5 protein-coding genes are annotated in these 7574 nt (G+C 54.7%); 1 reads left to right on the top strand and 4 read right to left on the bottom strand.

The annotated features are described in order from the left end of the window. Window positions 1-15 precede the first annotated feature (15 nt). Window positions 16-2037 (bottom strand): CapA family protein, encoded by a 2022-nt coding sequence (locus H6F67_RS24785; RefSeq protein WP_190769327.1) that lies wholly within the window; start codon window positions 2035-2037, stop codon window positions 16-18. Window positions 2038-2308: 271 nt separating this feature from the next. Further along, entirely contained in the window at window positions 2309-4738 is a 2430-nt protein-coding gene (locus tag H6F67_RS24790) for a hypothetical protein (protein WP_190769328.1), read from the bottom strand. A gap of 243 nt (window positions 4739-4981) precedes the next feature. Between H6F67_RS24790 and H6F67_RS24795 the strand changes: the two genes are divergently transcribed. Then, window positions 4982-6163, top strand: a complete 1182-nt coding sequence (locus tag H6F67_RS24795; RefSeq protein ID WP_190769329.1) for a DUF4336 domain-containing protein — start codon at window positions 4982-4984, stop codon at window positions 6161-6163. Between the two features lie 18 nt (window positions 6164-6181). Here the strand turns inward: H6F67_RS24795 and aroC are convergent, their stop codons facing one another. Both aroC and H6F67_RS27435 read right to left on the bottom strand, forming a co-directional pair. Next, window positions 6182-7270: a chorismate synthase gene (gene aroC, locus H6F67_RS24800; protein ID WP_190769330.1), complete on the bottom strand. Its 1089-nt coding sequence runs from the start codon at window positions 7268-7270 to the stop codon at window positions 6182-6184. Window positions 7271-7474: 204 nt separating this feature from the next. Continuing rightward, window positions 7475-7574, bottom strand: a 100-nt coding sequence (locus tag H6F67_RS27435; protein ID WP_199304500.1) for a photosystem II protein D1, incomplete at its 5' end; no start/stop codon positions are given.

Below are 7574 nucleotides of genomic sequence, written 5' to 3' on the forward strand. Positions count from 1 at the left end.
AGCGACTACACTACCTCAGTTTGCTTCCGGTTCAGCAGATTCTTCGGAAGCAGTCGCAGGTTGAGGCGCAGGCGCAATTTCGGTGGTAGGTGCAGCTTCCGCGAGTGCCGCCTCAATCGGCTTGGGCGATTCGATCGCAGGCTTAGGCGCATCGGGCAAGCTTGCCACCGAATCGATCGTCACCTCGATCGGAATGGGTTTTGGAGAGGCCGCAGGTGCAGGCTCGATCGATTCTGCCGGAGCTTGATAGCGAGTTGGTTCCGCCGAGGGCGGCGCGAGATGGCGATCGTCTGCCGTTTGCGCGGCGGGGGGCTTTACCTGGTCTTGGCGAATTTCTCGCGTGCGAGTTGAAGGCAGCGGGTCGGGCGTGAAGGAATTGGGCTGAGCCGCTGGTGCATCGGGAGGGGCAATAAACGAATCGCTGGGTGAAGCAGGTGCATCGGGTGACTCGATCACTGGTGCAGTCGGAACCGGATTTGCTGGAGACAGTTCGATCGCAGGTGACTCGATCGCTGGTGGCTCGTAGCCGGAGGGCTGTGGAACACTCGTAGGGGCATCCGCCGATCGCAAATCCAAAATGGTCGGCGACTGAAGCGGCTTTTCAAACAGGCCGGACGCCTGCCGCATGTATTGCGTAATTCGACGGGCATTTTCACCCACTGCGATCGCGGGCTGCGACTGCCGCACCTGAATTGGCACAAATTCGACGCGCATCTGCTTGGTTGCGCTGCTGTTCGACTCGCGCAGCGACACTTTCAAGACAGCAGTGTCGTAGTCGGTTTCAGAATTGGTTTGACTGTCGGCAAACACAAAATTGCCGATCGAATAGGCGATCGCTCGACCTTTATAAATTTCTGCGCCTTGCAGCACGTTGGGATGATGCCCGACAACCAGATCCGCACCTTCATCGATCGCAAATCGTGCCAGCTTCACCTGATTGTCGTCTGGATATTCCGCTAAATCCTGGTTCCAGCAGTAGTTGACCACGACCCAATCCACCTGCGGACGAATCGCCTGAATGTCTTCGCGAATACGCCGATCGATCGCCGGATTCAATCCGGCATTCCAGCTTCCTGCCACCTGAAGATCCGAATCGGAATAGCCCAGATAGGCAATCCGCTGGCCTTTGACTTCAAGAATTTGTGGGCGGCGTGCTTCGCGCCGATTGCGTCCCGCCCCGATCGATCCGATTCCTGCTTCATTCAACTGATCAATTGTTTGCTCGATCGCTCTGCCCTTGAGTCGATCGCTTGCCAAATTTACCAGATCGACATGCTCGACACTCAGCGGCGCAACGGTGGCCGACTCGTTTGGCGCGTCCAGGTTTGCCAGCGCAATATCCGATCGCATGTTGCTAAAAGCCGACGCTTCCGCACGAGGCGCAATTAAATCGCTGCTGAAGGTCAAAGTCACTGTAGGGTCGAGCGGATTTTGAGCCGTGTGCTCGGTGACGGTGACGCGATCATCTGCGGTGGTAACGGTTTCCGATCGCGCACCGTTTCGTCCAGTGGTTGAAGCGGAATAGTGCTGCATCAGTTCAAAGCCGCCACCCACCACGAATGCGGCGGCTGCCGAACTGCCCAAAACGATCGCGCGTCGCCGTCGATTGCGCTGGGCGATGGTGAAGCTTGGAGTTTGACGCAGCACGATCGCACTTGTTGTTGCCGATGGAGCGGGTTGCAGGGTGGGCGGTTTGATCTGGCGCGATACCGTTCCGGGAGCGCTTCGCGGTCGCGCTGCGAGTCGTACTGACTGTGACCAAATGATTTTGCGACTGCCGACGGGTCGCGCGGCAATGCAAACCTTGCCAATTAAATTCGATCGCAACTGACAAAGCCGATTGCAGACGAATCGCACCAGTCGATCGCGATTGGGCTGTCGCTGAAATTCAATCAGCAAATGCAGTCCCACTCGCGATCGCCCGACGCGCACCTGAATTCCCTGCGGTGCTAAAAAACCGTTGAGCCAATAGGCAATCGCTTTGAGGTCTCCTGCCTGCGCCAGTGCCCGCACACTCGGTTGATACGATATCGTCATCCTGTCACACTCCTCCACAACACCAGGCGAATCGATCGCCTACGACAATCACCAGTGATACAAACTAAATGTAGAGTTGTTCACAAGCAATAGCGCTGCTGATAGCGGTTATACCGCATCAGGCTATGTAATTATCACATTTTCAGGACATTTTCAAATCTTTACGCGCTTTGTCCCATGAATCTGTGTAACTCCTGCAAAAAGTAGCTCCCCGCTTCGATCGAAGCAGGGGGGAGCAACCTACCCCTTTCAAAGTTTTAGCAACGGGTACTTAAGCGATCGCGAACTGCTCCACAAGCTGAGTGCTGCTGTAGGTTTGCGCCCCAATCGTGAACTGCTCCACGTTGAAAATCTTTTGCGTCCAAGCGTTCGCTGCGCTCAAGCTGCCAATGCTGCGGCGAGTAATTTCGATCGCACCGTTGCTCATCAGCAGGGTCATCGTGGTGGCGTCGAAGAAGTCGAGCTTGATGCGATCGATGCCTGTGCCACCATCAATCGTGCCGCTACCCGAGCCTGTGTTAAAGAAGTCGTTGCCGCTACCTCCAGTAATCAGTGAATCTTGGATAGCATCTGTGGAAATACTATCGTCACCCTCTCCACCATCAATGCTCGATCGAAAAACCGCATAGCTTGTGATTTCACCCGGATATCCAACAGCAAAAGAACTGGTGGAAGCTGTACTGGAAACGCTGATAATGTCATTGCCACTGCCGCCCGCCACAGAGGATTCAAACATTCCATAGCTGGTAGTACTACCGAAGCCCTCGCTATGGCTGTTGATGCTGATGCTGTCGTCACCCGCACCACCCTCTATTCGTGCGTTAGACAGACCGTAGCTTGTCGGTGGAATAAAGGTTTGGACACCACGACTAAAAGCGCTAACGGCGATCGTGTCATTTCCTGCGCCGCCGAGAAGTAAGCCATTCGAGATGCCATAGCTTAAGGCACTGCCTACAAAGGCAAAGCGATCGAACAAGTTTCCGGTTGTGATGCCTTGTCCTGCGATCGTAATTTGGTCGTCACCCTCACCCCCATCGACTGAACCTTCCAAAACGCCATAGCCTGCATTCGTGTCAAACTGTTGTCCTTCCGTTCCAATGCCTGTGATGGTCATGACATCATTGCCGCTGCCGCCCGTTATGGCCGCTTGATAGACACCCTGTCCCCTGCTGTTTGAAGCAGTGCCACCACCAGCACCGCTGCCGCTGCCCGTGCCCGTAATCGCGATCGTGTCATTGCCGCTGCCGCCATCAACTGAGCCATTTGCAACGCCGTAGCCTACGCCTGAGCCGAATCCTCCGCTAAATCCTCCACTGTTGACACCGTTGCCCGACCCACTCACGGTAATCACATCATTGCCGCTGCCGCCCAGCACCGATGCTGCAAAGACACCATAGCCGATGCTCTTCGCGCCTCTTGCAGTGCTGCTGCCAGAGGCAGTAATTTCATCGTTTCCATCGCCGCCGTCCATCGTGCTGCTCGCAACGCCGTAGGCAAGAGCATCCGTGTCAGGCCGACCTGAAGAGCTGATGGATGCGGGCGACAAATTAACACTGTTGACCGCGATCGCATCGTTGCCCCTGCCACCCGTCACCCTCGCTTGAAAGACACCATAGCTGCTGCTGTCGTTACGGCTATCTAACTCAGTGCTGGTACTGGCGGAAACTTGAATTTCATCGTTTCCATCGCCGCTGTCCACCGTGCTGCTCGCAACACCGTAGGCAAGGATAGTGTCTTTCTGGGAAAAGCTTTCTCCTAGTGAACTGACAGCTTCGATCGCAAGCGCATCATCGCCATCGCCACTCGCTACCAGCGATTGAAACAGACCGTAGCTAGTAGAGGTGAATTCCTTTGAACTGTCAAAGCTGTTGCTGAAGCTACCACTGCTCAGGCTGGAAATTGCGATCGCATCGTTGCCGCCGCCGCCCGTCACGCTTGCTTGAAAGACACCATAGCTGCTGCTGTTTCCCCCAAAGCTAATGCTTTTGGCAAAAATTGTGATCGCATCATCTTCGTCGCCACCGTCCACTGCACTACTCGCGATGCCATAGGCTAAGCCGTCCCCTGGACTTGAAGAAGCGTTGGCAGAGAGCGAACTGGTCGCGTTGATCGCGATCGTATCCTTGCCGCCGCCTCCCAACATTGCGGATTGAAAAACACCATATGCTCTAGCAGCACTTCTAAATTCAAGAGGGGCAGTCAATTCACCAGAGGCCGCAATGTAGTCATCACCCTGCCCCAGGTCAACCATACTGTTCGCTAATCCAAAAGCTGTAGGGGTAGTTTCAAGGCTCACCAGGTTGAGAGTGATGGTTCCTGCGGCAGATACAACGTCTGCACCCTCACCCGTAAGGACGGTGGAGGACGAGATGCCGTAGGCTTGCACTTGTGAACGAAGTAGAGTTCTGAAAACAGTTACCGTTCCTGCGGCAGATACAACATCTGCACCCTCACCCGTAAGGATTTTGGAAGACAAAATACCATCGGCTTGAATCCGCAAATCGAGGGAACTGGTGTCAGGTGAGGATAGGAAGGCGACGATCGCTTCTCCTTCGACTTGATCATCGCCTGCAAACGTCTCGATCGAAGCATCCAAAACGCCTGCTGTCAAAAGGTTTCCGGAGGAACTGCTGGCCGAAACACTGCCCAAGAATTGGTCGGCTTGGTTGGTTCCTTGAAGATTGCCAGTAAGCTGTGTCATTGCAATTTCCTAAAAATTGATATTTTGAATACTTTTGATTATCGATCGCTGTGCTATGTGCACCGTGAAGATACGGTTTAGCGATCGCGTTGGCTGTGAAGTTTTCGTGAAAGCAAATCGTAGAAATACAAATTGAAATGATGTCCTCCGCGCAAATCTGCTGAGATAGCTGGCAGGCGCAGATGCGATCGTCCTTCTGTTTCGCGCTAAATTGGAAGATCCAAGGTTTTTCGATCGAGCAGCATGACAGGGCAGCAGACAGTGAATCGCCGTCAAAACGAGTGGGCTTGGCGGTTTTGGCCGCTGGTGCCGCTTTACCCTTACGGCCAGCGACAAACCCTTTGTCGCGAAATTGTGCCCGATTCAATTTGGGTGTTTGAGCAGATTCAAGGATTTCTCTACATCGTCGTGCCGATTCGGATGACGATCGTGAAATTGGCGGCAGGCGGCTTGCTCGTGTATGCACCGATCGCCCCGACAGCCGAATGTCTGCGGCTGGTGCGCGAACTGGTTGCCCTGCATGGCGACGTGCGCTACATCATCCTGCCGACCGCTTCGGGTCTGGAACATAAAGTGTTTGTTGGCCCGTTTGCGCGACAGTTTCAAGCGGCTCAGGTGTTTGTTGCGCCGACGCAGTGGAGCTTTCCCGTCAATTTGCCTTTAAGCTGGCTGGGCTTTCCGGCAAAGCGCACGCAGGTTTTACCGCTCGACAGTGCGATCGCACCGTTCGCAGATGAATTCGACTATGCCATTCTTGGCCCAATCAAGCTTGGTTTAGGTCAGTTTGAGGAAGTCGCGTTTTTCCACAAGCGATCGCGCACGCTGCTGGTGACAGACACAGTTCTTTCGATTCCGGCTGACCCGCCTGCTGTCGTGCAGCTTGATCCGTTTCCGCTCTTGTTCTACGCCAAAGAGGACGAATCCGAGCAGACGATCGACACTTCCTCGAATCGCCGCAAAGGATGGGAGCGAATTTGTCTGTTTGCGTTTTACTTTGCGCCGAGCGCTCTGGAAGTTGTGCCGTTTGGTCAATCTATTCGCAATGCGGCTCAGGCGGCAGATCGATCGCGCCGTGCCTACTTTGGCTGGTTTCCCTTCCGCTGGAAACCGAACTGGCTTGACACATTCAATCAACTACGCAATCAGGGTCGCCTCTTGGTTGCGCCAATTTTGCGAACGCTCATTCTTAATCGCGCACCAACCGAAACGCTGGCCTGGGTCGATCGCGTCTGCCAATGGAATTTTCAGCGTGTGATTCCGGCGCACTTTGACGCGCCGATCGCTGCTGACCCGCAGCAGTTTCGATCGGCCTTTGCCTTTTTGCGCTATGCCTCAGAACTACCGATCGCGGATGTAGAACTGTTGCAGTCGATCGATGCTGGCCTCAGCAAGCTTGGCATTCTACCGCCTGCAAAAGTCGATTAGCTCGCCACAGGCTGTTGCTTACCATAAGCTGCACTGTCCCTGCTGCCTCAGCAAGTGATCGCACAGGACAAGTGCCACCATCGCCTCAACCATTGGCACGGCTCTGGGCAAGACACAAGGGTCGTGTCGGCCTTTGGCCGCAAGCAGCGTTTCCTCACCGTCTTTGGTGACGGTGCGCTGCTCTTTGCGAATGGTAGCTGTGGGCTTGAAGGCAACGCGCAGCACAATATTTTCACCGTTTGAGATGCCGCCTTGAATGCCACCCGATCGATTAGTCACGGTTCGAGTTTCACCCTGCTCATCCACATAAAATTCGTCATTATGCTCGATTCCCGTCAACAGCGTCCCGGCAAATCCCGACCCAATTTCAAACCCTTTGCTAGCTGGCAGTGACATCACCGCTTTGGCAAGGTCAGCTTCGAGCTTGTCAAATACAGGTTCACCCAGTCCTTTGGGAACGTGCCGCGCTACGCACTCAACAACCCCACCGATCGAATCGCCCGATCGCCCAATTTGCTCAATCAGTTCGATCATCTGCTCCGCCCGTTCAGCATCCGGACAGCGGACAATGTTGCTCTCGACCTGCTCCAGCGTTACGGTACTCGCATCCACGACGCCTTCAAGGTCTTTGATCCGCTGCACGTAGCCGATGATCTCGACATTGGCAGCCTGACGCAGAATCTTTTTGGCGATCGCACCTGCCGCGACTCGCCCGATCGTTTCGCGTGCCGAAGATCGTCCGCCGCCCTGCCAGTTGCGAATGCCGTACTTAGCGTCATAAGTCGCATCAGCGTGAGATGGCCGATACTTTAGCGCCACGTCGTCATAATCTTGCGATCGCGCATCCTGGTTCCGCACCAAAATGGCGATCGGCGTCCCGGTTGTTTTGCCCTCAAAGACGCCAGAGAGGATTTCGCAGCGATCGGCTTCCTTGCGCGGCGTCGTAATCTTGCTTTGACCGGGACGACGGCGATCGAGTTCAACCTGAATTTCTTCGGTAGAAATTTCAAGACGGGGCGGACAGCCGTCAATCACAACACCAACACCGCCCCCATGCGATTCACCAAACGTCGTGACTCGAAATAAATGCCCGAATGTGCTGCCCATCTTGTCGAATTGTTTGCTTGCAGCCCTCGATCTTATCGCACTTCCCACTGCTGCATGATCAACCGGAAGAAACCTGAGCGGCAATTTGAGCAATAGAATGTTGGAGCATTGCTAAGGCGATCGCGCCAATGCAAAAAACTAGCGCCCCGGTGAGGGCGCTAGTTCTGCTAATCGATCGAAGCTGGAATCAGCTCAAGTCGAGAACTAGCCGTTGATGTCGGGCGCTTGCACTGCGGCCAGGTCAAGCGGGAAGTTGTGAGCATTGCGCTCGTGCATCACTTCCATCCCCAGGTTCGCTCGGTTC

This window comes from Microcoleus sp. FACHB-1515 (genome assembly GCF_014696105.1).
GTDB lineage: Bacteria > Cyanobacteriota > Cyanobacteriia > Elainellales > Elainellaceae > JAAUTJ01.

Excerpts from the sequence above, each read along its gene's own strand:
- aroC (WP_190769330.1), bottom strand. The coding sequence starts at position 7,270 with ATGGGCAGCACATTCGGGCATTTATTTCGAGTCACGACGTTTGGTGAA.
- H6F67_RS24795 (WP_190769329.1), top strand. The coding sequence starts at position 4,982 with ATGACAGGGCAGCAGACAGTGAATCGCCGTCAAAACGAGTGGGCTTGG.
- H6F67_RS24790 (WP_190769328.1), bottom strand. The coding sequence starts at position 4,738 with ATGACACAGCTTACTGGCAATCTTCAAGGAACCAACCAAGCCGACCAA.
- H6F67_RS24785 (WP_190769327.1), bottom strand. The coding sequence starts at position 2,037 with ATGACGATATCGTATCAACCGAGTGTGCGGGCACTGGCGCAGGCAGGA.